A 3,504-nucleotide genomic window follows, 5' to 3' on the forward strand; every position below is an offset into this window, starting at 1 on the left:
ATTACGAACCTTGAAAGCGGTAAAAAAGTAGCCCGTTTTTCATTAGCCACAAATGAGTATTACAAAGACAGCAAAGGCGAAAAGCAAACGGACACCAACTGGCATACCGTAGTGGCTTGGGGCAAGACGGCTGAAATCGTTGAAAAATTTGTCGAAAAAGGCAAGGAAGTTGGAATTACGGGGAAACTAAAGACCCGAACCTATACCACCGATGATGGCAACCAACGCTATGTAACGGAAGTTGTAGCCGATGAAATCCTTTTACTTGGAAGCAAGAGCGACAAGTAATCTTTAAAAATAAAGAGGGCGTTCCTCTGGAAAGTTGCGCCCTCTTTTTCATTATTCACACATTAAATATATGTACAATGAAAGCACAAATTAATGAAATAAAAGAGCGATTGCAATATTTTACAGGAACAGAAATGTTCTATCAAATCCCATTATTGCGAACCCGTTTTACCGACGGATTGAAATATTTATTGGAAGTAGCAGAATGCTTTTGGCTTATTACGGACACGTCTGTAATTGCAAAAAGTCTGATGAACCGAAGCGAGTTTGTAACCATAGACTTCAAAAGATTGCCCAAAGAAAAACAGGATTATACAGGCTATGAAGCCGAGATAATTTACAGCGATGGCAACGACAATATTTTTGAAAAACACGGTTACAGGGCAACCGATTTTCCACTCGATGAACTGCGTTTATTTTTTGTAAATGATACCCTGATGTTACCAAGCGAATATTAAAATTTTGAAACTATGATTTACATAAAATTTCAAGATTTGAGCGAGGAAAAACAAGAGGAACTTTTACAGGTTTCGAGAGAACACGTAACACATCTTTATGGGGAATCCATAAAAAAATATGTGGAAGAAACTGGTGCAGATTATGAAAACTTGATTGACGAGGAAATGATTAAAAACTTATACACCTATAATTTCGTATTCAACATTTAGCATTATTATATAGAGCATCGAACACCTCTAAAATTTAGAGGTGTTTTTGTATGCAATTAATATATAGTCAAGAAAAAAACGTATCTTTATTTCGCTGAAATTCAGCATTCAAATTTAAGTAGGGTTATCCACTTTTCGACTTTCGCTGATAACCGTACAAATCGAAAAATAACATATCGGAAAATCATTTTCCCTGAAAATGGCAATCGGCTTTTTAGCCGGATTGTATGGATTTTTGTCACGCTTGCGCGTGACGAAAAGGAATAGCAAGAGGGTAACACGCTTCGCGATGTTTCGGATTTCTTTTGATTTTCAAATAGCTGATTGTCAGCTATTTGTATATATTTTAAAATCCTGACAATCTACGATTTGCGACAAACGGGCTGAGAACGCCCATTTTTAGGGAAGATTTTGCGACAAATCGGCGAAATATGGACTCATTTATCGGAATTAGATTTAAAAAGGAAACTGCAAAACGTTTCCAAACTTTTTCACGCACTTACTTCAAATCGCACACAGAAGCTATGGCAGCAATGCTGGATTTTTTCTTCTATAATGAAATTTCGCCAAAGGAAAAATTAGGACCGACAGGACGCACCATTGAAGCGAAACTGCTCAAGAGAATTAATGCGGTCATTGCCATAATGCGAGATGTGGAAAAGACGCAAACCAAACCTACGGTGGCAATGATTCAATCTTTATTTGAAGCAGAAGAACCAGAAAAAAAACCACTCATTTTAGAGAAAAAAGTGACTGAGGAAAAGAAAAAAGTTCGTTTCCAAGAGAAGCGAAATTTGAAGAACGAACTATAAATTTTTAAGTTATGTACATTACAATCACACCGCAAAAATTGGATGCAAATTACAGTCAGAGTTCAGCCGATTTTGTGGGCTATTTAGAGAAGGAAAATGAGGGATTAAAAGAAGCTGATATGGAATATTTTTTTAATCAATATGGCGATGAGATTTCTGCTGAAGAAGTTATCAAAGAGATTGATGGCAACACCGCAAAATTGAAAAAGAAAGAACCTAAATTTTACTCGATTACAGTCAGTCCATCTAAGTATGAATTGAAGAGATTGCAGAACAGCAGTCAAGATTTAAAAACCTACACCAGAGAGATAATGAAGGGTTATGTTGCATCCTTCAATCGGGAAATAAACGGACGCCCCATAACAATTGATGATATAAAATATTACGCCAAAATTGAGCATCAACGCACCTTTAAGGGAACAGATTTTCAGATAAAAGGGAACCAACCTTTTGCCACAAAAATATTGCAGCTTAAAACCGAAATCAGAAATATTCAGAAAGGACGAGTTGAAGGGAATATTAAAAAAATGAGAAAAGAAATTGCCAACTTGGAACGCCAAGCACCACATCAACAAAATGACAAACGGATTGTCCAGGGAATGAAAAAGGATGGAAACCAAAGCCATATCCATATCATTGTGAGCAGAAAAGACGCTTCCAATACATTTAGTCTTTCCCCAGGAAGTAAACACAAAGCATCGGAAGTTGAAATGCACGGTAAAAAAGTGAAACGAGGTTTTGACCGAGATACATTTTTCGCGAAAGCGGAAAAAACCTTTGACAAAACATTTGGCTACAAACGCAATTATGCTGAAACCTATAAGGCTCGAAAAACCTTTGTAAAAAACCCGAACCTATATTTTTCAACATTGATGAAATTACCAGCAAACGAAAAAGCCTTGGCTTTTAAAATGATTACAAAATCTGGATTGCCCATTGTACCGACCATTCCAATTAGCCAAGCTCAAATTGCACTTCGGATTTTTAAACGGTTAAGACGTGGCGCAGAAGTGGCCATAAAATCAAGTTCCATCGGAATCTAATGACTATGCAGATAGATAATCTAATAACGATACTTTCAATTATTGGTTTGGCTAGTACGGTTTTCTATATGCTATTTCGGCTAAGCAGATATGCGTTTCTTTTAAATATACTGTTACTTTCAACTTTGATATTCTATATGTCAGATACAAATGAATTAGTACCGCTAATGCTTTATTTGGTTTGTCCGCTTATGCTAATTAATATAGCGTTGTATGTTTTTCTGCACAAAACCGTAAAGCCTAAAAATGGCGATACCAAATATCGAGTCAGTTTTTCTACGAATAAAGGAAATTTCAAATTGGATAATATAAAACGTGGTGCGTCCGTCATCGGCTCTGCGGGAAGTGGTAAGACTGAAAGTGTGATTTATGGATTTTTGAAGCATTTCCGGAAAGAGCGCTTCTGCGGAATTATTCACGACTATAAAGATTTTGAATTGACCGAAATGGCATATCCACTTTTTAAGGATAACGATATGCCGTTTAAGGTCATTTCCTTCGATAAAATCATCCATCGGGTAAATCCCATTGCACCACGCTATTTAGAGAGCGAGGAAAGCGTAAACGAGGTTTCAAGAGTGCTAATTGAAAATCTTTTAGAGCAAAGAGAAAGTGGAACAACCGGAACTACAAAGTTCTTTAACGATGCCGCTGAAGGTTTGATTGGTGGGTTAATCTAGAAACTAAAAACTA

General features: G+C 36.6%; 5 protein-coding genes and 1 pseudogene. All 6 read left to right on the forward strand.

Going from position 1 to position 3,504, the window contains the following annotated elements; translation table 11 throughout:
* A partial coding sequence (locus RM529_RS16460) for a single-stranded DNA-binding protein (RefSeq protein ID WP_311485829.1) occupies positions 1-288 on the forward strand: 288 nt, incomplete at its 5' end.
* Positions 289-365: 77 nt separating this feature from the next.
* Entirely contained in the window at positions 366-746 is a 381-nt protein-coding gene (locus tag RM529_RS16465; protein ID WP_311485830.1) for a DUF6876 family protein, read from the forward strand.
* 12 nt (positions 747-758) lie between these two features.
* Complete coding sequence (locus RM529_RS16470) at positions 759-956, forward strand: hypothetical protein (RefSeq protein ID WP_276493812.1); 198 nt, start codon at positions 759-761, stop codon at positions 954-956.
* Between the two features lie 431 nt (positions 957-1,387).
* On the forward strand, positions 1,388-1,768 hold the full coding sequence (locus RM529_RS16475; protein ID WP_092205823.1) for a BfmA/BtgA family mobilization protein: 381 nt from the start codon (positions 1,388-1,390) through the stop codon (positions 1,766-1,768).
* 11 nt (positions 1,769-1,779) lie between these two features.
* Positions 1,780-2,811, forward strand: coding sequence for a MobB family relaxase (mobB, locus tag RM529_RS16480; RefSeq protein WP_311485831.1), 1,032 nt, complete (start codon positions 1,780-1,782; stop codon positions 2,809-2,811).
* Positions 2,812-2,816: 5 nt separating this feature from the next.
* Positions 2,817-3,488 (forward strand): annotated as a pseudogene (locus RM529_RS16485) (type IV secretory system conjugative DNA transfer family protein); the annotation flags it as partial.
* Between the last annotated feature and the right edge of the window lie 16 nt (positions 3,489-3,504).

The sequence above is a fragment of the Autumnicola edwardsiae genome (genome assembly GCF_031846505.1).
GTDB lineage: Bacteria > Bacteroidota > Bacteroidia > Flavobacteriales > Flavobacteriaceae > Autumnicola > Autumnicola edwardsiae.